Origin of the sequence: Colwellia sp. TT2012, assembly GCF_001440345.1 — a bacterium.
Classification (GTDB): domain Bacteria; phylum Pseudomonadota; class Gammaproteobacteria; order Enterobacterales; family Alteromonadaceae; genus Colwellia.
On the sequence record NZ_LJYX01000021.1, the window covers coordinates 82,780 to 105,690 of the forward strand.

A 22,911-nucleotide genomic window follows, 5' to 3' on the forward strand; every position below is an offset into this window, starting at 1 on the left:
AAAAATTGAAATAGGTCTTACAATGAAATTTTTACCTAAAAAGTCGCTACTTGCTAGCGCACTGTTACTGTCGATGAATATCGCCAATGTCCAAGCTGTAGAAATGTGTGGCGAGAAAACATTGCCACGTCAAGGCGAAGTTCCCGCTAACGAAATACACTGTATGACTGATTATGGTCATTACTTATATGTCGATGTTCCTTATGATAATAGCGATGTAACCATTACTACTTCGGGTGGTACTTTTACTGGCTCTGATGCTGATATTTCTCTTTATACAGGAACTTGGTGGGGTGACGGAACTATCGAAGCGACTAGCGCTAACCCTGATACCAACGATGAAAGTATTTCATTTGTATCACATGCTGGTAAACGTTACTTCCACATTGGCGGTAACATTCAACAAACCAGTATAATTATTAACATTAGCGGTGGTGATATTCCAGAGCCGCCACCACCTATGGGGGAATATAATAATGATTACCCTACAAGTACTGCTATTAGCGTACCTGCAGCACTTATTACGGCTAAAGCCCAGTATGGCGCTAGCATTAGTGAAATATTAGCCTCTGATTATAGTGGTTTTAAAGACATTGCCGGCGCTGTGAACGACCCAATCACTGATGTTTCACAAGCTATTCATTATCTTGCTGAAGCAGATGATTTAGCCGATCCGGACCTTAACCAGTTATTATACTTTTTAGCCACTTATAAATATTATGCTGAGCAAATGACGGACTCAGAAGCACAAGCGTTAAGCACTGCATTATTAGCGGTTACCCAAATGACCGGTTTTGTCAGTCCTGCCGGTAGCGTAATACAAGAAGGTTATGCTTATGCATTAACAAACTTAGAACGCTACTCGGGCGCAGCATTTTATAAAGATCAATTACCGCATTTATTAGGCCTTATTCAATACTATTCATTACAAAGTAACCCATTCGCTATCAGCAATGCTGGTGATACCACTATGGCATTAATGGGCGCTATTGCTTCTGCCGCCTATTATGGTGATGCTCCAGTTAAAGCCACGTATAACGAGAATATGTTAGATGTATTATCTGTTATGCGCTCATTTATATTTATAGGTGAAACTTCACTTGATATGCGCTGGTCTGCTGAAGATGACAGAAAATGGATAATGCCTCATTCGTTTAATGCCATGGGTAAAATTTCCACTATTGCTACCGATGAAGCTAAAGCCCGTTTTGACAGTACTATTCTAGAAGCTCACGGTAAAGTTACTGGTGATATTTCACAAGAAACAGCAAGCATTATTGTGACTAAGAATTATCTAGATAACGCTGGCCGTAGTTGTGAAGAAGGCGATGCCTTATTTGGTAGCTGTATTGTGCCACCTAAAGTAGCAGATATTTTAACGGTAAATCATGCTTGTACTGATAACATTACTATACGTGCACAAAGCTCAATCAGCCCAGCAACGCTTGCACAATCATGTGCAGATATGGCACTACAAGAAAGCGAATTTCATGCCTTCTTTAATACTGCCGGCATTCCCGTAACTGGCGATTTAAATGAACACATCGAAGTAGTTGCTTTTGCTAGCCCTGAAGATTATGAAAAATATGCTGGCGAATTTTTTGGTATCAGTACTGATAACGGCGGTATGTATTTAGAAGGCACACCAACAGCTCAAGGTAACCAAGCTCGTTTTATTGCCATGCAATGCCCTGATTCTTGGCTTGGTGGCTCATGCCAGTACATTGATCAAATATATAACCTAAGACATGAATTTACTCATTATCTTGACGGTCGTTATATTAAAGCCGGCTCTTATGGTAATTTTGATTATGCCGTGGCTTGGGCAGAAGGCATGGCTGAGTACATGGCTATGGGTAATGAACATCCCCGTACCCTAGCGACTTTACAAGGTGAAACCATTCCTCCTTTATATAACATCGTATTTATGGATTATGAGTACGATGACTTATATCAATGGGGCTATTTTGCCATGCGTTATTTAGGTGAACAGCATAAAGACGATTTAAACCTTATCGTTGCCGCCTTACAATCAGGCAATAACAATGCTTATGTTGCTACACTTAAAGAGGTAGTACTGCGCACAGCTTCAGGATTTGAAACTTTTGTACTAGCAAACTCTGAAACAGTGGCGCCAATCGCTGCACAAATGCCGGCAGCTGATACCATTGGCAGCTGTGACTTAGTCCAGCAATATCCGCGTTATTATGATGCCAGTAAAACTAACTTTACCTTTACTAACACCACAGATACGCCAGTTTCACTATTCTGGGTAAATAGTACTACCGGTAAAACTAACTTTGGCAAAAACTATAAAACCTTAAACCATGGTGATACTTACACATCAGCCAGTTGGACGGTAGGCGATCGCATGATGTTAAGCGATAACAACATGAATTGTTTGGGTGTTGCGGTAATGGCAGCAGATGACAATACTTTCACCATTACAGCTGATTTAGTGAAAGATGTTATTGTTGATGAAATCCCTGAATTAAACCAAATGGGCAGTTGTGACTTAGCACTACCTCATTTGATCATGGATGAATCACATCAATTCACTATTACCAATACCTCTGATACACCGGTACGCTTATTTAGAATTGATAATACCACAGGTGAAATTATTACTACCAGTGGTGCCAATGACTTTACCCACGGCTATGGCATATTAGCGCCTGGGGCAAGTTATAGTAACGATGTTTGGTATGGTGACCGTCGCTTAATGGTGACTGACAGCAATTTAAATTGCTTAAGTATAGGTGTATTAAATAATGCGGTAAGTAGCTTTACGGTTGATGAAACCATTGTTGCTAAAGCCGCTACACCAGAGGTTATTCCAGCAGCAAATGTTATTGGTAGCTGTGCGTTACAAGCGCCTCATTTGGTTGGTCCATTTGAAAGTGATTTCTCTTTTGTTAATAACAGCGATCACACTGTGCGAGTTTATCGTGTTGATAATGTTACTGGTGAGCTAAGTGAGAGCTTTGGTTTTACCACACTAGCAAAAGGTGAGACTTACGACAGTATCGCTACTTGGAAATGGTTTGGTAACCGTCGTGCCGCTATTACTGATGAAAGTGGACATTGTGCTGGTGTGGCTGTGATGACAGAAGAAGATACTAGTAACGATTATGAAATTACTAATGTGCTTTTTGAACCCAATGTACCTGATGTTGTCATTGGCGATATGGACAACGATGGCGATGTTGACAGAATTGACATCAGAGCGTTTGGTTTAGCACTTCGCCGTGGTGAAGATCTCCATATATCATTTGATTTAAATGCAGATGGCGTTATCAATTCACGCGATGTGAGATTAATGAGAGGCATTTGTACTTACGATCGTTGTAGTGAAAACCCAACACCGGAGTAATAGGTGAGATGGTAGCAATGTTAGCTAATTAGATATAAATAAACATTGCTACTGTTTTACTATTAAGTATTTATTGTTAAACATTTACCTTTAAAAATTTAACGGTAAATTACGGTTATAAAAAAGTGGCTATTGTTAGCCACTTTTTTCATTATCTACTTACAGTTAATTTATTTCTCGATATTTAGTTCGATAAATTTAATCAGCTAAACTCGCCAACTTATCACGAATGGCTTGATACCTTTGTTGCTCACAGATAGCAAATCCTGATAATTGTCTTACTTTATTACGACCAAATAATGGCACTGTCATGCCAGCAAAAAAGCGACAGTAACTCTCTAAAGATAAAGGTTGTTTTATTTTACCGCTAAGACGCTCAGCTAATTCAGTCATACCCTGTTTTAATGTTTCATCACTCGGCCATGGCGTATTTTCTTGAGAGCGCTTAAGCACCGCCACTTGCCCACGACAAACACTACAATGCCCACATTGTGGCACTGTGCCTGATTCACCAGAGTCATCCGTATCTAGGCGCTTACTGTCAAAAAAATCATCATCAAAATAACGGGCAAGATTTACCGTTAAGCAAGTATCAAGTTGAAAAAAACGCACTAAGGCGGCGATGCGTTTTATTTCTTTTTCTTCATTATCTTTAAAGTAATCACTTAAGGTTTGGCACAAGCTAGGATCCGCTAACTCATCAAGGTTTATTTTAAATACTTCCGTCATGCCTTTAGTTTCCAGTACTATCAGTTGCTGCTCTTGCAAGTACTCAAGGGCAGCAATGACCCTATTACGCTCAATACTTTTATCTTGTAATAAGCGATCAAAATTTAAACTGCCCCAGACTTTCTTAAACTCGGTGGCGTTAAAAATACGCTGGAGAAAATCTTTGCGTTGCTCATTAAAACTATTAAGTATTTCATCTTTCGGCTTTAACAACTTAATTTTAAAATCAGCGAAATAGGCGTACAGTGGCTCAATCACGCCAGCTAACTCTAACTGAACCAGTAAAGTTTTTAACGGCAACTGCTTAATATTGACAGCATTAGATAATTGTAAAATCTGCAATTCCCACTTACTGTCATAAGCAGTCGTTATTACTTCATCTTTGATGCTGTTTAGTAGCATTTCAATACCGGCATACTCTGGGGTATCACCATAAACAAAATTTTCTACCGTATTTAAACCATCAAGGTTTGCTAAGGTAAAACATTGCGCAGGCGTGCCATCACGCCCTGCTCGGCCTATTTCTTGGCTATAATTTTCAATGGATTTAGGTAAGTCATAATGAATAACAAAACGGATATCACTTTTATCTATGCCCATACCAAAGGCAATGGTAGCGACAATCACTTGAATTTTACCCGCCATAAAATCTTGTTGAATCTGACTGCGAGTATCACTATCAAAACCCGCATGATAAGCACAGGCATTTATGCCTTGTTGCGATAAATATTGCGCAACCTTTTCAGCACTGTGTTGCAAAGTAACATAAACAATACCTGCGCCTTGTTGCTGAGCACTTTGTTGAGCGATAATCTGCGCTAAACAAGCGTTTTTATCGACTGAGCTGACGGGCACTACGCTTAAATCAAGATTGGCGCGGTAAAAGCCCGTTTGCACAATATGTTCATCTCGAATAGCAAACTTAGCGGCCATATCCATTTTCACTTTACGCGTAGCCGTAGCGGTAAGTAACAATACCAAAGGAATTTTTAATGCTTGGCAGTAGCTCGGTAGTTTTAAATAATCGGGTCTAAAGTTATGACCCCACTCTGAAATACAATGTGCTTCATCAACCACCAACATAGACACAGGTACGGACTCAATAAACTGTCTAAATCTTTCGTTTTTAAAACGCTCGACTGATACCATCAAGACTTTAATATCACCATCACGCACCCCTGCCATCACGGTTTGTGCTTCATTGCCTTTTAGAGTCGAATCAATGCTTGCTGCCTTAATGCCTTTGCTCGCAAGAAAGGCCAGTTGATCTTTCATCAAGGCTAATAACGGGGATACCACTAAGGTTAAATGTGGCAAATGCAACGCCGTTAATTGATAACACAAGGACTTACCTGAGCCAGTCGGAAAAATAGCTAAAGAAGATTGACCATTTAATAATTGCGCAATGGTCTGTTCTTGTCCTGGGCGAAAGCCATCAAAGCCAAAGATTTTTTTGAGTGATGGCGCTAATTCGCTAATTTGTCTGACTTGCTGAGTCATTGCTGGCGCTTGCTGGCCGAATGTAGGGTTGGTCATGGGTATTATCACATTAAAGGTAGTCACTTATTCATCTGTTCATCATACCTTGCATCAACTAAAAATACTTAGTTCAGCCCATTTAAAATAATCAAACCAGTCTTTATGTCGATTCAAAGGCAAATAATGTCAGTTCAAAGAAAGTAGACCGACATGCCCCTGCTAACGCGCTAAATTAATCCCATCAAGACAAAAGTGCTGCAACGATATAGCACAGAATAATAAATAAAATATAAGGGATTAACAAATGAAAAAATCATCACTGACCATGACCAGTCTATTGGCTGGCCTTAGCTGTATTAGTAGCCTAAGTGTTCAAGCCATCGACTTACGTATTGACAATGTTCGCTTATACCAAGCGGAGCAAAGCGCTTTTAGTCAGCCAAGTACCTTGTATATTGAAGATGGCAAGATTATTGAAATAACCTCCAGTAAAGCTAAAAGCAAAACCGCAGATAAGATTGTTGATGCACATAATAACTTCGCCCTACCCGGCTTTATTGATTTACATGTACATCTTGGCGCATCAGGCAGCAACTACGGTAAAGAGTTTCAATACTTACCGGTGGAATCTCATTTTAATTCAAACCTGTATTTAGGTGTCACCAGTATTGTCGACTTGTTTTCCTTTGATAGTACCCTTAACGAGGCCAGCCAATTAATCGCTAAACAGATCTCGCCAAACTTATTTTACGCCGGCGTCTTATTTACCAACCCTGGTGGCCATGGCACTCAGTTTGGTGGTAGTGCCTTAGAAGTCACTAATTTTGCGGCTATTGATGGTTTATGGCAACAACATATGGCACGCAAGCCTCATCTAACCAAAGCGGTTATTGAAACCTTCGGCGGTCATGGATCATCACTGACTGATAGCCAACTAACCGAAATTGGCCGACGTTCAAAAGCGGCTGGACTGCCTTACTTTGTCCATGTATCTACCTTAGTCGATGGCAAAAGAGCAATTAAAGCTGGAGCAACCGCTTTAGCCCATGGCATATTTACTGAAGCAGTAGATGATGAATTTATTAATTTAATGGTTAAACACAAGGTAGCTTACATACCAACACTCGCTGTAACTCAAAATCACAGTGCCGAATATAAACATCAGCAAGTTAGCAGTAACAAAACTTTGTTAGCGACAGTGCCAGATAAACTGCAACATTGTTTATTTGATAAAGTAGCAAAACCATCAAAATGGCAAAATATCATTTGGCAAAAACGGCAAGTTGCTTTTCAAAATATTCGAATACTTGCCCAAGCCGGTATTATCATTGGTACAGGCTCTGATGCAGGCAACCCTTATACTTTACATGGCAGCGGTCTGCATAATGAACTACAAGCGCTGAGTCAATCTGGCTTAACGAATGCACAAGTAATAAATGCAGCGACCATAGATGCGGCCAAAATAATTAATGCAGCAGAGCTAGGCCAATTGAAAGTAGGATTTCAAGCAAGTTTTATTTTACTCGCACAAAACCCGCTTAACGACATTAGCCAGTTAAGTAATATCCAAGCAGTGTATAAATCAGGGATAAAAATTGATAGAAAAGATCTGATTGCCAAAAATAAAAAGCTAATACCACATGGTGAACAGTGTAACGTCGCTACAACCATTGCCAGTACAGCGAAAAAAACTATTGATGACTTTAGTGGCGAAATTCAGTGGCAGGCGATAAGCGATACCATGATGGGCGGTCAATCAACCGCAAAACTAGCGCAGCAAGATAATATGCTATCTATAGATACTCAATTAGGTAAACCCGCTGGTTTTGGTGCTTGGGCCGGTATGCAGGTTATGTTTGATACGCCCATTGACGCTTCTCAATATAAGGGCGTGAAAATAACTTACCAAGGATCTAAAGTTCCCTTTGGCATTTCTGTTTATCATAGCGAAGTACAAGACTGGGACCATTTTTCTGCCACACTACAGCCAAGTGATAGCTGGACAACAGTAGAAGTGCCATTTAATCAGTTGCAGCAATTTGGTTTTGGCAGCCAGAAAAATTGGTCGGCAAAAAGCTTAGCGGGTTTGAGTTTAGTGTGGCGTACTACGCCAGGGCAGCAATTGCCTAGTAACAAAAACACCTTACAAATAAGTAATATAAGTTATTTTTAATTTGTTAAGCTAGCGTTAAAATTCAACTCGTAAATAGATTAACGCTAGCTCAATTGTTTTAGTAGAACTAAAACACTGCCTAGTGATCAAATGACTAGGCAATATCCCCCAATAAAATCGAGTATACAATGTTAAGCCAGCCCTTTTTTAAATACAGTTTTTTTACCTTACTCGCCGTTGATCTTATGTATACTGCTGGCTTGATTATTTCGGGCCTATCAACGATTTCTCTCGATACCTTACTCGCGACCACAATCTGGTTTGTCAGTTTTTATTGGTTACCTGTTTGGGCGGCGGCTTATGTAATTTTTAAACTTAGATATCGAAGTATTGAAAATGCCTTGATTGAATGGATCATCACGGTAATGATGATGAGCATAGGTATACTCATTACGGAAAAATTTCTAAAAATAAGCTTTGGTGATTCATTTTCTTTGGGTAACTTCTTAGTTTTAGGTGGCGTAGTTTGGGGCACGCCTATCTACTTTATTAGCCGATATATTGAAAGCAGAGGCAAGATAACACAGGAAAAACAAGCCAGAAAACAAGCTCAGCTACAGGCCTTAAGGTATCAACTCAACCCGCACTTTATGTTCAATAGTTTAAATACCATTTCAGCTTATATTCATTCAAACCCAGATTTAGCTGATGAAGTATTACATGAATTGGCTGATATCCTTCGTTATTCATTAGATACCGGCGAAAAAAACAGTGTATCTCTCCAACAAGAAATTGCCATTATTGACAAATATTTGAATATAGAAAAAGCGCGTTTTGGCGACCGACTTATCGTTAACTTTGATATTCCAGCAGAGCTGTTAAATACCCAAGTTCCGCCGCTAATTTTACAGCCTATAGTTGAAAATTCGGTCAAGCATAATGCTCAACAAAACGAACTGGTAATCACCATTAAAGTAGAAAAAATCGCTAAAAACAAAGATGAAATATTAAGAATATCGATCAGTGATAACGGCTCTGGTTTTAGTGAAGCTGTGTTAACTAAAGGCTATGGTAAGGGCATTGGTATGAAAAACTTGCAACTGCGCATGCAACAACTGCCGCGAGGTAAAGTCAGTTTAAGCAATGGCACTAATGACAAGGACTCTGCAGACAACACAGGTGCGACGGTACTGGTGGAGATGGCGCTATGAATAAGTTAACGGGCAAGGAAATACCAGATAAAATGCGCGTTATTTTTGCTGACGATGAAAAACCAGCCAGAGATAAACTCGCCCATCAGTTAAGTCTTATTGCAGATATTGACGTGGTCGGTTTTGCCACCACAGGCAAGGAAGCTGTCGCGCTAATTAATACCCAAAAACCTGATTTAGTGTTACTGGATATTCAAATGCCTGAAATTAGCGGCATGGAGTTATTAAGTTTACTTGATTATAAACCACTGATCATTTTTACCACTGCTTATGATCAATTTGCCATCCAAGCCTTTGAACAGTCATCTACTGATTACCTGTTAAAGCCCTTCCCTCTGGGACGGTTAAAAGCGGCTATAGATAAAGCAAAAAAACAGTTTTTGGCCGGCTTAACGATAGAGAGAACCCAACAAGAACAGCACTATATACTCAATAATAACGCACCGATTAAACGCTTGGTCAGTAAAAATGGTGAGCGCATGACCATATTATCACCAAGTGACTTACTCTTTATCAAATCGTCTCAAGGTAATTGCTTAGCTTGGGATGGTAAAGAGCATCATTACTTATCAGAAAAACTCGACTGCTTAGAGCAATCATTAGCGTCAGCAGACTTCGTACGTATTCATCGAAGTTACCTAATTAATATCGATAAAATTAAAGAGATTCAACGTTGGTTTAATGGCAAATTAATGGTGATCATGAATGATGAGGATAAAACAGAACTCAGCACCAGTCGCGCTGGTGCTGATAAGTTAAAGCAGTTATTAAGTTTATAACCTAGCGTTGATAAAGAGCCTTAAGTACCACAAAAAGTATGATAGTTTTCATCTCCATCACTGGGTGCATCTTGATAATTGTGAGTATCATCTAATTGTGTATAAGGTTGCTGTAATACCGCTAGAAAGTTATTTAAGTCTGATAAGTCACCATTTTTTTGATAAGAAGCTTGGCTAGTCGCTAGAATAGCTTCAACATGATGATTTCTTGGGATAACTAACGGATTAGTTTTTGCCATCAAATCTTTAGCGCCACTAACATCGGCGGAAATTCTGATATACCAACGCTTTAACCATTGTTGCCACTTGTCTTGCGCTTGCCCAGCTTCATCAGCGCTTGCTTGAGCACTTTGGCCCTTTGCTGGGCTCTTTACTTGCGTAATGACCTTATTCACCTCTTCCTGGCTTAAGTTCTCGGCTAAGGTAACAAAAGACTGACTGTAATCTAATTTCTTCTCGGCCATGATCCCTAGAAAATCATTGATCAATTCATGATCTGTGTCTTCCAACTCAGCGATGCCTAACTTGTTCGCCATCATGATAAAATAACCTTGCTTAAAGTCATCGGTAAACTGCTGCAACAAGGGCGCTAACTTAGCTGAGGCAATGTCCTCATCTTCATCAATCAGCGGTAATAAACAATCGGCAAGACGCGCCATATTCCAGTGCATTATTTTACTTTGGTTACCAAAAGCATAACGCGCATTTCTATCAATAGAGCTAAACACTGTATCGCTGTGATAATGGTTCATCATCGCACAAGGACCGTAATCAATGGTTTCCCCTGAAATGGCGGTATTATCAGTATTCATCACGCCATGAATAAAACCAACCCGTAACCATGATACAACCAAGGTAACTTGTTTGGCGATTACCGCCGCAAAGAAATCAACTATTTGCTCGCCAGATAGTGCTTCACCTTCAACGCCTTTAAGCTGGGGAAAGTGGCGTTCAATGGCATAACTGGTCAGTTTTTTTAAGGAATCAATATCATTACGAGCAGAAAAATATTGAAAAGTACCAACACGAATATGACTAGTGGCAATACGAGTAACCACGGCGCCAGGTAATGCTTGCTCTCGATAAACCGCTTCACCGGTAGCTACTACGGCTAAACAGCGTGTGGTGGGTACACCTAAGGCGAACATCGCCTCACTCATTATATATTCACGTAGTGCTGGTCCTAGCGCGCAACGGCCATCACCTTGTCGAGAAAAGAAACTTGTACCTGAGCCTTTTAATTGTACATCCCAATACTGACCTTGCTTATCGCTAAGATCACCTAATAAGTGCGCACGACCATCACCTAATTGTGGATTAAAATGACCAAACTGGTGACCTGAATAAGCTTGGGCGATGGGCTCAGATCCCGAAAACAGTTTATTACCCGAAAAGTATTGCGCTATTGCAGCACTGTCTTTTTCAGCAGAAAAATCAATGGATAACTCATTCGCTAAGTCTTGATTCCATAATAACAATGAGGGTTTAGCCACGGGCGTTGGTAGGGATTGTTGTGAAAAGGCTGGTCCAAGTGCCGAGTAACTATTCGTTAGATTTAAGGGCATTTATTTCTCATCAGTGGGTGGCAATATTTTTATAAAATTGTACGCTATTTATTGTTGTTTTTCTGCAGCAACCACTGAAATTTCTACTAGTAAGGCTGCTCTAGCCATTTTAGCAGCAACACAAGCGCGTGCTGGTGCATGCCCTTCTGGTAGCCAAGCATCCCATACCGCGTTCATATCAGCAAAGTAACTCATGTCTTTAACATAGATGGTCGCTGATAAGATGTGCTCTTTGTCACTACCTGCTTGTATTAACAAGGCATCAACCTTATCCAGCATGGTTTGTGTTTGTTCGGTAATGTCTTTACTGGCATCGGCCGCCACTTGGCCACATAAATAAATAGTACCCTTATGTTTAACAATCCTACTCATTCTTTGTTTAGTTTCTAGTCTTTCAATCATGGTGTGTTTTCCAAAGTTTTTATTAATAGGCTAATTTCAAGTATTGCGGGGTAAACAAGTAAGACGCGGTAAACCCATCCATGGGCGCTCTACATAATCATCCCTGATTATGAAGCTTACTTTTATCACCTCAACAAAACTTAAAATTTTCTCATACCTGATGTAGCAGCAGTTTACTAAAATAAATCAAAAATAAAACCCCAGTGTTTTTCAACAATGAGGTTCTATAAAAAATTGAGCATTAGAATTTAGATGTTAGACGATGGAAAATCAGTCAAATTCTAGGAGAATGCACGGAGCTGACGTTAGTCAGTGAGTACCTTCGACAACGAAGTTGTTTGATTTAACGAGTCTAACATTAAATTATTCCCACTCTATGGTAGCTGGTGGTTTACCTGAGATATCGTAAACTACGCGAGATATGCCATCAACTTCGTTAATAATACGGTTAGACACTAACCCTAAGAAATCATAGGGTAAATGTGACCAACGAGCGGTCATAAAGTCAATAGTTTCCACACAACGTAAGCTTACTACCCAATCGTATTTACGCTGATCGCCCATTACGCCTACTGAACGTACTGGTAAGAATACGGTAAAGGCTTGGCTTACTTTTTTGTATAAGTCGTGCTTGTGAAGCTCTTCAATGAAGATAGCATCAGCGCGACGTAATATGTCACAATATTCTTTTTTCACTGCACCTAAAATACGTACACCTAAACCAGGTCCAGGGAACGGATGACGATAAAGCATGTCGTACGGTAAACCTAGCTCTAAACCTATTTTCCGTACTTCATCTTTAAATAATTCACGTAAAGGCTCAACTAAGCCCATTTCCATATGCTCAGGTAAACCACCGACGTTATGATGAGACTTAATGACATGGGCTTTACCGGTAGCAGAAGCCGCTGATTCAATAACATCTGGGTAAATAGTGCCTTGTGCTAACCATTTGGCGTTGTTAAGCTTTTTAGATTCTTCTTCAAAAACTTCAACAAAAACGTTACCAATGATCTTACGTTTTTTCTCTGGATCACTTTCACCGGCTAAACGATCTAAGAACCTGTCTTCAGCCTTAACATGCACAATTTTCAAGCCGAAATGATCACCAAACATATCCATCACTTGCTGACCTTCGTCTAAACGAAGTAAACCATTATCAACAAATACACACGTTAGCTTATCGCCAATAGCGCGTTGTAATAACATGGCCACAACCGATGAATCAACACCACCTGAAAGGCCTAAGATAACTTCGTCATCACCCACTTGCGCTTTCATTTTAGCAATAGCATCATCAATGATTGACGCTGAGGTCCATAATTTTTCACACTGACAAATATCAACAACAAAGTTTTCTAAAATACGTAAACCTTGTTTAGTATGAGTAACTTCTGGATGGAATTGCACACCGTAGAATTTTTTATTCTCATTGGCCATTGCGCCATAAGCACAACTTGCCGTTTTTGCAACCGTAACAAAACCGTCTGGAAGACTTGAGACCTTATCGCCGTGGCTCATCCAAACATCGAGTAAGGCATTACCGTTATCACCCACGCTATCTTCAACTTTGTTGAATAACGCAGACTGAGTAACGAGCTCAACCGCAGCATAACCAAATTCTTTATGGTCAGAGCTTTCAACACCACCACCAAGTTGCTCGGCCATGGTTTGCATGCCGTAACAAATACCTAAGACTGGCACACCCGCATTAAATACATATTCAGGTGCTCGTGGTGAATTAGCTTCCGTTACTGACTCTGGGCCACCAGCAAGGATAATGCCGGTTGGGTTAAAGCCTTTAATTTGCTCTTCGGTAACATCCCAAGCCCAAAGCTCACAAAAAACGCCAATTTCACGGACGCGACGGGCAATAAGCTGAGTGTATTGAGAGCCAAAATCTAATATTAGTATGCGGTGATCATGAATGTCTTTGCTCATGGTTGTTTTCCTACTGTTAACGCTCGTCATGAACAAACCTTTAGCTCGTTCATTTAGGGCGGTGTATATTAAGTAAAAAGCTGAGTATCTCTTTTTAGATATACTCAGCCTATTTGAATTTTTTTTGATGATAAATTCCGTCATCATCAATTATCTTTTACTAGCAACCTCACGTTGAGAGTATTTTAGTTCTAGTTCAAGGCGCTAGCGCGGAGCTGACGCTAGTCAGTGACCACTTGCAACGCTGAAATTGAGCTAAAATAACTCAACCAAGTTTACTACCCCGTTCTATAGTTGGGGGCTTCTTTGGTGATGGTCACGTCATGTACATGTGACTCACCCATACCTGCTGAAGTGATTTTCATAAACTCAGGCTTGGTACGCATGGTTTCAATATCTTTACAGCCAGTTAAGCCCATTGATGAACGTAAACCACCCATTTGCTGATGAATAATAGCTGCCACTGGCCCTTTATAAGCCACGCGACCTTCAATACCTTCTGGTACTAATTTATCTGCTTCACCTTCAGCTTTTTGGAAGTATCGATCACTTGAGCCATCTTTTTGCGCCATTGCACCTAAAGAGCCCATACCGCGGTAAGATTTATAGTAACGACCTTGATAAAGTTCAACTTCACCGGGAGCTTCTTCCGAGCCGGCAAACATGCTGCCAACCATAACGCAGTGCGCGCCAGCAACAAGTGCTTTAGCAATATCGCCGGAGAAACGAATGCCGCCATCAGCAATCACTGGAATACCGGTACCTTTCAAGCCTTCAACTGCATTTGAAATGGCCGTTAATTGTGGTACACCAACACCCGTGACAATACGCGTGGTACAAATTGATCCTGGGCCAATGCCAACTTTAACAGCATCAACACCGGCATCAGCCATAGCTTTTGCACCCGATGCAGTTGCGACATTACCGGCAATAATTTGTAAGTCAGGGTATTTATTACGTGCTTCTCTAACTCTATCTAATACACCTTGTGAATGACCATGTGACGTATCAATTAATAAAACATCGACACCGGCAGCAACTAAAGCATCTATACGCTCATCGGTACCTGCGCCAACACCAACAGCAGCACCAACACGTAAACGACCTAGCTCGTCTTTACAAGCGTCTGGCTTATCTTCAGCTTTTTGGTAATCTTTCGCAGTAATAAGACCCACTAACTTAAAAGCATCATCAACCACTAAGATTTTCTCAATACGGTTACTGTGCATTAAACCTAAAATTTGTTCGCGTGCTGCGCCTTCTTTTACTGTCACTAACTTTGCTTTTACTGTCATTAGTGACGATACCGGTTTGCTTAAATCCGTTTCAAAACGTAAATCACGACCGGTAATGATACCAACTAAGTTGTTATCATTATCAACAACCGGGAAACCGGAGAAGCCTAAGTCATCGACTTTGTGCATGACTTGTTCAATAGTAAAGTTACTATTTACCGTAACAGGATCAGAAACGATACCGCTTTCATACTTCTTCACTTGAGAAACATTTTGCGCTTGTTCGGCAATGGTCATGTTTTTATGAATAAAACCTAAACCACCTTCTTGCGCTAACGTGATCGCCAGACGCGCTTCTGTCACTGTGTCCATAGACGCAGAAATCATAGGTATGTTTAAATTAATTTTACGGGTTAATTTAGTTTTTAAATCAGCCGTGTGTGGGAGTACTTTTGAATGGGCAGGTATAAGTAACACATCATCAAAAGTTAAAGCTTCTTGGGCAATTCTTAGCATCGCAACATCTCTCTAAAAAGGTTGGTTAGGGAGTGAATATTGCGGCAGAATTTTAACCGTTTTCTTGTTTTAGGTAAACCTATTTTTTTAAACTTTTATCAAGTCACAATAAATCATCGAAAAAAAAGTACCGGAATATATCTTTTAGAAGAATATAATTTGAATTATTAGCCTCTTAGCTAATTATTGACAGATGTGTCAACTTATTTAACATAGCGAGTAAAAATATAAAATTTATTTGAAAGCATAACTACTTGGATAAATATGGCTGCTACCTTTGCAATGATGAGTTCGATATTATTTTATTAGACTTGATATACTCGTTAGCTATCCGCCTAAAACACGACTATTACCTCTGCATTATGAGCCAACAGCATATTTTACAAATCAGTGAATTAACTAAAAAAGTACGTTTTATACTGGAAAGTGAACTAAATACGGTGTGGTTAACCGGTGAAGTATCTAACTTTATCGCCGCCAGCTCAGGTCATTGGTATTTATCATTGAAAGACGCAAAGTCACAAGTGAAATGCGCCATGTTTAAGGGCAGTAATAGACGAGTTCGATTAAGTAATGGTGCCACACCTAAGAATGGCCAACAAGTCTTAGTGCGCGCTAAAGTATCTTTATATGAGCCGCGTGGAGACTTCCAGTTAATTATTGAACATATGGAAGATGCAGGTACCGGTATCTTGCGTCAGCAGTTTGAACAATTAAAAAACAAACTGAACGCCCAAGGTTTATTTGACCTAAGCCATAAAAAAGAAATACCTGCACATATCAACTGTGTTGGCATTATCACCTCGCCAACGGGCGCAGCGGTGAAAGATATTTTAACGGTACTCAAACGTCGTAATCCCAATATCAAAGCGATTATCTACCCAGCCTTAGTGCAAGGAGAATATGCGCAAGCCGACATTTGTCATGCCATTGAGACGGCCAATAGCCGCCAAGAATGTGATGTCCTCATTGTTGGTCGAGGTGGTGGCTCTTTAGAAGATTTATGGCCCTTTAATGAAGAAAGTGTCGTGCGGGCCATTTATCAAAGTGCTCTGCCGGTAATTAGCGCCGTCGGCCATGAAATTGATAGCACGCTAAGTGACTATGTTGCTGATTTACGAGCCGCCACCCCCTCTGCTGCCGCTGAGTTAGTATCAAGCGATAGTAATGAGTTGCTTAACCATGTAGTTATGCTTAAACAGCGGTTAATTAAAGCCCTACAAGGGACACTAGCGCATTTAGGCAATGAAAAAAGTTATTTACAGCACAGGTTATCGCAAGTACACCCCGAGCAACAGTTACAATTACAGCAACAAAAAGCCGATGAGTTGGCGTTACGTTTAAAGCAAGCGATGAAACGTAATATTGTCCAGCTACAAGGTAAACCAGCTCAACTTAGCCAACGATTATTACAGCAATCACCCACAAAGGTGATTCAATTACAGCAACAACAAGTCAGCCTAAATAAGCAAAGAATTAGCCAAGCTATGCAAAACACTTTACAGCATAAAAGTGAACGCTTTGTGCATTTACTTGAGCAATTACAACTTGTCAGCCCGCTAGCGACGATAGCACGGGGCTACAGTGTCACGCGCAATAAAAACAATGCCGTTATTACTAAGGTTGCTCAGGTGAGTAAGGGTGAAGAAATAAGCGTGCAGTTAAGCGATGGCCATATTAATGCTAGGGTAATCTAAGCTTTGTCAGTTAATCTGAAGTCTAGATAAGTTAAGGCAAGCTAGGTTAGTGATCTTATGCTAGCCCTTGATAAAGCAATTCAATGACTTGTTGTTTACTCACTTGGTTGAATTTAACACCAAAAGATACGCCATCAATTTGTTGTTTAATATTGCAAATAGTGGCGTTGAGTTTAAGGTTAATTTCCCCTTCGCCCATTACCACGACAATCTCGATTATTTTATCTTCGGCCAACAACAACTTTTCGCCATTAATAATATCTAGCTGACCACCATCAACTGATATGTTGGTCATGGTCGTTTGCCAGTAAACACCATCTATTTTTACTTTCGCGTGAATATGAGTATCGATACGCACAGAGGAACGTAATTGCTGTAAGGTGACCTTATTAGGGATATCTAACACCATAATACGTGAGGGTATTTGCAAAGTTTGTCTAATACTACTAATAAAAGCAATCGCGGCACCATCGCGACCTTCAATAAGACCACGCACGGTGATCACAGTACCTTGACAAATATATTGAGAAAATGCGCCTAGCTTGCTTGCATCAGGAAATTCAATGAGTACATATTTTTTAGGCGAGTAACCAATATAAAAAGTATGGAACTTTCTTTTTTGACCAGCAGGGGTTGCTATATCAATAGTGATAGCTGCACCCGCTTTTAAAAAAGCTAAGTGACGAGCAGAGGGTTTAGTTGCATCGGTTAGAATTACTTTTCCAGCCATATTTTCAATAAAATTAAGTGTGAAGTGTAGCTGATACCTTAATTAAATCAGCTAAAAATTGCAACTTACTGTTGGCACAGTAAGTTGCGACAAATCTTAATCTTTCTTATAACCCTGCGTTAAACGAGCAATTTTCTTTTGCTGGGTATAGGTCAATTTTTTCTTACCGGCAAAGGGATTCAAGGTGTCTTTAAACTGAACTCTAATCGGGGTGCCCATCATTTTTAACGACTTACGATAGTAATTCATTAAATAACGTTTATAAGACATGGGTAATTTCTTCGCCAAGTTTCCATGAATGATAATGATAGGTGGGTTATAACCACCCGCATGGGCATATTTAAGTTTAATTCGACGGCCTTGGTGCATGGGTGGTTGATGATCAAAAGTCGCCATATCGAGTATTTTAGTAACCATAGCAGTAGAGATACGCTTAGTTGCTGAAACAAACGCTTCTTCCACTGACTCATATAAGTGACCAACACCTGTGCCATGCAATGCTGAGATGAAGTGTATACGGGCAAAATCAATAAAGCCTAAACGTCGGTCTAACTCAGTCTTAATACGATTTTTTTGATGCTCTGCCAAACCATCCCATTTATTTACGACTAAAACTAATGAGCGCCCTGCTTCGAGAATAAAACCTAATAAGCTTAAATCTTGATCGCTAATGCCATCTTGAGCATCAATGAGAAGTAAACAAACATTAGCGTCTTCAATGGCACGTAAGGTTTTAATGACAGAATATTTTTCGACGACATCGGTGACGTTTTTACGACGTCGAATACCGGCTGTATCAATTAAGGTGTACTCTCGACCGTTATGTTCCATGGGAATATAAACGCTGTCACGAGTAGTCCCGGGCATATCAAAAACAACAACACGCTCTTCACCCAAAATACGGTTAATAAGGGTTGATTTACCCACATTAGGGCGACCAATAATAGCGAGTTTTATTTTATCATTTTCTTTTGGCTCATCTTCAATCTTTTTAGCCAGTTGTTCTGCAGTTAGTTCTGCCTCTTCTTCTTCAGCAAACTCATCATCCTCTTCACCTTCTACTTTAGGCTGAACTGGGTTAGCTAGGGCTTCAATATGAGGTGTTAGTGCCAGTGTTAATAGTTGCGTAACTCCACGACCGTGTGCTGCAGCAATTTGGTAAACATGTTCACCTAAACCTAAAGAGTAAAATTCGGCTACGGCTGAATCACCATCAATGCCATCGATTTTATTGGCCACTAAGAATACTTTTTTATCTTGCTTACGCAAGTATTCGGCAATACCATGATCGGCAGCGGTTAAGCCTTCTCGAGCATCGACCAAAAAGAGTACCGCATCGGCTTCTTCAATAGCCACCAATGACTGCTCGGCCATAAGAACATCAATACCTTTTTCATCACCATTGATACCACCGGTATCAATAACAATAAATGGATGTTCTTCTACTACAGCTTTACCATATTGGCGATCGCGAGTAAGACCTGGGTAATCAGCGACAAGTGCATCACGACTACGGGTTAAACGGTTAAATAACGTTGATTTTCCGACATTAGGACGGCCAACAAGAGCAACTACAGGAAGCATGAGCACCTCAAAAAATTCACCATACAAGTAAGTCATGCATGGTTTACAAACAAATAAAAACTAAATATCACTAATAAGTAAGTGTCTTAGCTTACTGAGCTAAAAATGATATGACTAAAAATGATACTGCTAAAAACAAGTAACGGCTCCTGATGCACTTAGCATAGGAGCCGTTAGTATACCAAATCAAATAGTTTTATTCTCACTGAGTAAAAAACAAAACTAATTTAATTGGTATTAATTTTAGTGGCTTTATTCGAAAATAAAGCCACTAAAAAAGTGCGACTTATTGCGCCTCACTGACAATGATTGGTGTAATGATAGCTTGTAAGTCACCATCACGAGATTGGCTATACAAGATATCATCAACCACTGTTGGTGTTGAATGTATACCACTGCCATCAACTTTATGGCGAGAAACAATTTCACCAGTTTCTTGATCAAGCCAATGTAAGTAACCTTCAAAATCACCAACAACAATGTATTTATCCACAACAACTGGCCCCGTAACACTACGGTTTGTTAACTCCATATTACTCCAGCGTTCAATACCATTAATACGGTTAAGGGCATAAACGTGACCACTAGTATTAGTAATAAAAATGTCATTACGATAAACAGCAATTTGTCTAAATGATGAATATTGGCGTTTCCATAAAATGCGCCCTGATTTTAATTCAATAGCAACAAGGTTGCCACGAGCAGAGATAACATAAATTTTGTCACCAAAAACCACCGGCGCTGAGTCAACATCAATAACTCGCTGTAATTCAGTGGAACCGGTTGCTTCACCAACTTCTGTAGTCCAGCCTGCTTGGCCTTTCTCAAGTATGTAAACGGAAAGTTCACCCTTGCCTGAGCCAATCAAGACACCACCAGAGGCGATTACCGGCGTGCTAATACCGCGCAGTGTAAGTGCTGGAACATCTTGCTCAACTTTCCACAGTTCTTCCCCCGTATTGGCGTTAAAAGCTTTAATTAAGCCTGAAGCAGAGTTAACCACTAAGATACCTGAATCTAAGGCTGGTGGAGTGAGCACTTCACCCCGTATTTTTGCTTGCCAAACCAGCTCACCCGTTTCTGCATCTAAGGCGAAAACTTCACCGTTTTCAGTACCCAAAAATATTTTATTAAGCCCGGCTGTCGGACCACCAGCAACTAAAGCCGAAACTCGGCTATCCCAAAAACTGCGTTCGTTATTAAGGTCACTTAAGTCAACTTGCCAAGCTTTTTTACCACTGTCTTTATCAAAGGCAATAACGTCACCCATACGACTTGCGCTATAGACTTTGTTATAAGCAACAATAGGTTTTATCCGGGAAAAATAATCATCAACACCATCACCAACGCTACGTTCCCATAATACTTCCACATCAAAAACATTATCTAACGCTGAGAGTTCTGCCACCTTGGTACTAGGGTCTTCATCATCATTTGAAGAACAAGCAAATAAACCTGCAGACAACAAGACAATGGCCAGTGCTTTTTTAACACTCAGGCCCTTAAAAAATTTACTATCAAAATAACGCATAGTCTGCCTTTTAACTAAAATAAAGGATTGTGAAAATAACGGAATAAGTTACTTACCTTCAGGCTCGGCAACGACGAGTTTAGTCGTTGGCAAAGTAGTTACTTGGGCTAAATCATCTAATTTAATTTGTAAACTTGGGCTAGTCGCTATACCGTTAGCCGCAAGAGCCGCTTGATAGGCATTACGAGCAAGATCTTTTTTACCTTGTTGTAAATACGCATCACCTTTAATTTCTTCAATAGCGGCGGTAAATGATGCCGGTAAGTTGTTATTTAACGTGGTAAAGGCTTGCGAATATTGCTCAAGTTGCACTTGAACTCGTGCTAAACGTAAACTGGCAATCGCTTTAATACCATCCGTTGGCGCTGACGCTATCGCAGTGATTAGTTGTTTTTCAACTTGAGTCCAATCTTTATGGGTCGCTGACTCTTTTGCTAGCGCCAATGCCGTTAAAGAGACATAGCTATTGTTACCATGTTCACTGATAAATTTTTCAGCATTAGCCGTAAAAGCGGCAACGTCTTTACCGCTTTGCTCTATAAGCGTTTGATAGCTATCAGATACGGCAAGCTCTTGTTCAAGTTTATTATCTAGATAAAAGTTAAAACCGATAAAACCAGCAAAACCTAAGGCAATACCAGCCATAATAGTATTACCATTTTTTTGCCAGTAACCTTTAATGGCTTCTACTTGTTGTTCTTCCGTTTGATAAATTTCCACTACTTCACCCTGGCTTAAAGCCCTTAAATTAATTCAGTTAACAAGCTCGAAATTTGGTTGAATTCCACGCTTTGCTGTTCTTTTTGACCGCGCAAGTATTTCACCATAATTTTCTGTTGAGCAATTTCATCATCACCCAATATTAACGCGATTTGTGCGCCGGACTTATCGGCACGTTTTAATTGTTTCTTCATATTGCCACCACCACAGTGACACTGCAATCTAATATCAGGTACTTGATCACGCCATTGTTCCGCTAATTTGTTTGCTATCACTTGCGCGTCATCACCTAAGATCACCACATAAGCATCAACTTGCGGGCGAGTATTAGTGACTTTATCTAACTCTGTTAGCATTAAAATTATGCGTTCAATACCTAAGGCAAAACCAAAAGCCGGCGTTGCTTTACCACCAAGTTGTTCAACTAAACCATCATAGCGGCCACCCGCACAAATAGTACCTTGGGCGCCTAAAGTTGTAGTAACCCATTCAAATACGGTGCGATTATAATAATCCAAACCACGTACTAGACGCTCATTTAATACATAATTAATACCCGCAGCATCTAAACGAGCACAAAGGCTAGTAAAATGCGCTTGCGTTTCTTCACCAAAATGATCGGATAGCTTAGGCGCATTAGTGAGTGCTTGTTGAACTTGTGGGTTTTTACTGTCTAATACTCTTAACGGATTGGTGTGCATACGACGTTTAGAGTCTTCATCAAGTAAATGCTCATGTTCAACTAAATAAGCAATCAATGCCACGCGGTAATTTGCTCGTTCATCGTTTGAACCTAACGAATTCAACTCTAGTGTGACAAACTCATTGATGCCAAGTTCCTTCCATATTCGCGCAGTCAGCAAAATAATTTCAGCATCTATATCAGCAGTCGCTATACCAAAGGCTTCTAGGCCAAATTGATGGAATTGGCGATAGCGACCTTTTTGTGGTCTTTCGTGGCGAAACATTGGCCCCATATACCAAAGACGTTGCTCTTGGTTATACAATAAGCCATGTTGAACACCCGCGCGGACACAACTCGCCGTGCCTTCTGGGCGCAGCGTTAAGCTATCACCGTTAAGATCATCAAAGGTGTACATTTCTTTTTCAACAATGTCGGTGACTTCACCGATACCACGTTTAAATAATGCAGTTGACTCAACAATTGGCATGCGAATTTCAGCAAAACCATAATTACTGGCAACGCGGCGTAGTACCGCTTCAACCATTTGCCAAATATGAGTTTCACTTGGGAGGCAATCATTCATGCCACGAATTGCTTGTAGAGCCTTTTGTTTAGCCACTG

Annotated in this window: 15 protein-coding genes; 5 read left to right on the top strand and 10 right to left on the bottom strand. The window is 40.2% G+C overall.

The window, feature by feature from the left end:
• The first annotated feature begins 22 nt into the window (after positions 1-22).
• Positions 23-3,373, top strand: coding sequence for a collagenase (locus tag ASU03_RS14430; RefSeq protein WP_057832497.1), 3,351 nt, complete (start codon positions 23-25; stop codon positions 3,371-3,373).
• 198 nt (positions 3,374-3,571) lie between these two features.
• Here ASU03_RS14430 and ASU03_RS14435 read toward each other — a convergent pair whose 3' ends face one another.
• Positions 3,572-5,602, bottom strand: coding sequence for a RecQ family ATP-dependent DNA helicase (locus ASU03_RS14435; RefSeq protein WP_057832954.1), 2,031 nt, complete (start codon positions 5,600-5,602; stop codon positions 3,572-3,574).
• 283 nt (positions 5,603-5,885) lie between these two features.
• Between ASU03_RS14435 and ASU03_RS14440 the strand changes: the two genes are divergently transcribed.
• From ASU03_RS14440 to ASU03_RS14450, 3 genes are all read left to right on the top strand, one after another.
• On the top strand, positions 5,886-7,754 hold the full coding sequence (locus ASU03_RS14440; protein WP_057832498.1) for a CIA30 family protein: 1,869 nt from the start codon (positions 5,886-5,888) through the stop codon (positions 7,752-7,754).
• Positions 7,755-7,882: 128 nt separating this feature from the next.
• Entirely contained in the window at positions 7,883-8,905 is a 1,023-nt protein-coding gene (locus ASU03_RS14445) for a sensor histidine kinase (protein ID WP_057832499.1), read from the top strand.
• On the top strand, positions 8,902-9,684 hold the full coding sequence (locus tag ASU03_RS14450) for a LytR/AlgR family response regulator transcription factor (protein ID WP_057832500.1): 783 nt from the start codon (positions 8,902-8,904) through the stop codon (positions 9,682-9,684). The genes ASU03_RS14445 and ASU03_RS14450 overlap by 4 nt, the downstream gene beginning before the upstream one ends.
• 20 nt (positions 9,685-9,704) lie before the next feature.
• Here the strand turns inward: ASU03_RS14450 and ASU03_RS14455 are convergent, their stop codons facing one another.
• The 4 genes from ASU03_RS14455 to guaB all read right to left on the bottom strand — a co-directional run bounded on the left by ASU03_RS14455 (position 9,705) and on the right by guaB (position 15,343).
• The gene (locus ASU03_RS14455; protein ID WP_057832501.1) at positions 9,705-11,249 is read right to left on the bottom strand and encodes a protein adenylyltransferase SelO; all 1,545 of its coding nucleotides are present in this window, start codon (positions 11,247-11,249) and stop codon (positions 9,705-9,707) included.
• 48 nt (positions 11,250-11,297) lie between these two features.
• Positions 11,298-11,651, bottom strand: a complete 354-nt coding sequence (locus ASU03_RS14460; protein WP_057832502.1) for a RidA family protein — start codon at positions 11,649-11,651, stop codon at positions 11,298-11,300.
• Positions 11,652-12,014: 363 nt separating this feature from the next.
• The gene (gene guaA, locus ASU03_RS14465) at positions 12,015-13,592 is read right to left on the bottom strand and encodes a glutamine-hydrolyzing GMP synthase (protein WP_057832503.1); all 1,578 of its coding nucleotides are present in this window, start codon (positions 13,590-13,592) and stop codon (positions 12,015-12,017) included.
• Between the two features lie 278 nt (positions 13,593-13,870).
• The gene (gene guaB / locus ASU03_RS14470; RefSeq protein WP_057832504.1) at positions 13,871-15,343 is read right to left on the bottom strand and encodes an IMP dehydrogenase; all 1,473 of its coding nucleotides are present in this window, start codon (positions 15,341-15,343) and stop codon (positions 13,871-13,873) included.
• 362 nt (positions 15,344-15,705) lie between these two features.
• Between guaB and xseA the strand changes: the two genes are divergently transcribed.
• On the top strand, positions 15,706-17,040 hold the full coding sequence (xseA, locus tag ASU03_RS14475) for an exodeoxyribonuclease VII large subunit (RefSeq protein WP_057832505.1): 1,335 nt from the start codon (positions 15,706-15,708) through the stop codon (positions 17,038-17,040).
• A 55-nt stretch (positions 17,041-17,095) separates the two neighbouring features.
• On the opposite strand, the gene ASU03_RS14480 is transcribed toward xseA, so the two are convergent.
• The 5 genes from ASU03_RS14480 to hisS form a co-directional block, all read right to left on the bottom strand.
• Positions 17,096-17,770: a PilZ domain-containing protein gene (locus ASU03_RS14480; RefSeq protein ID WP_057832506.1), complete on the bottom strand. Its 675-nt coding sequence runs from the start codon at positions 17,768-17,770 to the stop codon at positions 17,096-17,098.
• 96 nt (positions 17,771-17,866) lie between these two features.
• Complete coding sequence (gene der / locus ASU03_RS14485) at positions 17,867-19,354, bottom strand: ribosome biogenesis GTPase Der (RefSeq protein WP_057832955.1); 1,488 nt, start codon at positions 19,352-19,354, stop codon at positions 17,867-17,869.
• Positions 19,355-19,640: 286 nt separating this feature from the next.
• Positions 19,641-20,885, bottom strand: a complete 1,245-nt coding sequence (gene bamB / locus ASU03_RS14490; protein ID WP_057832507.1) for an outer membrane protein assembly factor BamB — start codon at positions 20,883-20,885, stop codon at positions 19,641-19,643.
• Between the two features lie 48 nt (positions 20,886-20,933).
• Positions 20,934-21,605 carry a YfgM family protein gene (locus tag ASU03_RS14495; protein WP_057832508.1) on the bottom strand — a complete coding sequence of 224 codons (672 nt, stop codon included), beginning with the start codon at positions 21,603-21,605 and terminating at the stop codon, positions 20,934-20,936.
• Positions 21,606-21,628: 23 nt separating this feature from the next.
• Positions 21,629-22,909 carry a histidine--tRNA ligase gene (hisS, locus tag ASU03_RS14500; RefSeq protein ID WP_057832509.1) on the bottom strand — a complete coding sequence of 427 codons (1,281 nt, stop codon included), beginning with the start codon at positions 22,907-22,909 and terminating at the stop codon, positions 21,629-21,631.
• Between the last annotated feature and the right edge of the window lie 2 nt (positions 22,910-22,911).

Bases quoted from the DNA above. Each gene is read 5' to 3' on its own strand.
- ASU03_RS14450 (WP_057832500.1), top strand. From the start codon at position 8,902: ATGAATAAGTTAACGGGCAAGGAAATACCAGATAAAATGCGCGTTATT.
- ASU03_RS14480 (WP_057832506.1), bottom strand. From the start codon at position 17,770: ATGGCTGGAAAAGTAATTCTAACCGATGCAACTAAACCCTCTGCTCGT.
- guaB (WP_057832504.1), bottom strand. From the start codon at position 15,343: ATGCTAAGAATTGCCCAAGAAGCTTTAACTTTTGATGATGTGTTACTT.
- guaA (WP_057832503.1), bottom strand. From the start codon at position 13,592: ATGAGCAAAGACATTCATGATCACCGCATACTAATATTAGATTTTGGC.
- ASU03_RS14445 (WP_057832499.1), top strand. From the start codon at position 7,883: ATGTTAAGCCAGCCCTTTTTTAAATACAGTTTTTTTACCTTACTCGCC.
- ASU03_RS14430 (WP_057832497.1), top strand. From the start codon at position 23: ATGAAATTTTTACCTAAAAAGTCGCTACTTGCTAGCGCACTGTTACTG.
- ASU03_RS14435 (WP_057832954.1), bottom strand. From the start codon at position 5,602: ATGACTCAGCAAGTCAGACAAATTAGCGAATTAGCGCCATCACTCAAA.
- bamB (WP_057832507.1), bottom strand. From the start codon at position 20,885: ATGCGTTATTTTGATAGTAAATTTTTTAAGGGCCTGAGTGTTAAAAAA.
- der (WP_057832955.1), bottom strand. From the start codon at position 19,354: ATGCTTCCTGTAGTTGCTCTTGTTGGCCGTCCTAATGTCGGAAAATCA.
- ASU03_RS14460 (WP_057832502.1), bottom strand. From the start codon at position 11,651: ATGATTGAAAGACTAGAAACTAAACAAAGAATGAGTAGGATTGTTAAA.
- ASU03_RS14455 (WP_057832501.1), bottom strand. From the start codon at position 11,249: ATGCCCTTAAATCTAACGAATAGTTACTCGGCACTTGGACCAGCCTTT.
- ASU03_RS14440 (WP_057832498.1), top strand. From the start codon at position 5,886: ATGAAAAAATCATCACTGACCATGACCAGTCTATTGGCTGGCCTTAGC.
- xseA (WP_057832505.1), top strand. From the start codon at position 15,706: ATGAGCCAACAGCATATTTTACAAATCAGTGAATTAACTAAAAAAGTA.